Annotated in this window: 1 protein-coding gene; it reads left to right on the top strand. The window is 42.5% G+C overall.

The genetic code is table 11. The features are described from left to right. Positions 1 to 353 (top strand): type II toxin-antitoxin system PemK/MazF family toxin (locus H2672_RS19315; protein ID WP_186674020.1); only part of this gene is annotated, 353 nt, incomplete at its 5' end. Positions 354 to 379 lie beyond the last annotated feature (26 nt).

Genomic DNA, 379 nt, shown 5'->3' on the forward strand with positions numbered 1-379 from the left:
AGGGTCGCATTGTAAACGTAAATTACGGTGAGAATGTAGGGTTTGAAAAGAATTTAACACGTCCCTCTATAATCGTATCGGTCGATAGCAGCAATCAATCCAGTGGGAACGTCCTGGTCATTCCGATGACTAAGAAGACGAACAAAGCCAAAGGTAGCCGTCCGTTCCGATTGTTAAAGAGTCAATACTTGCTTTTGAAATCGAATTACACGGGATTGGCTTTCGATTCTGTGGTTCAATGTGAAGACATTCGATCAGTTAGCAAAGCACGTTTAGGGGATCTGCTGGATACGGTCACTGAGGAAGATATGAAAGAGATAGACAAGCGTCTGAGTTACATCATCGGATTGTAGTCATTTTGACTTTTCGATGGTTTTCC

Source organism: Sporosarcina sp. BP05, assembly GCF_014282005.1.
GTDB lineage: Bacteria > Bacillota > Bacilli > Bacillales_A > Planococcaceae > Sporosarcina.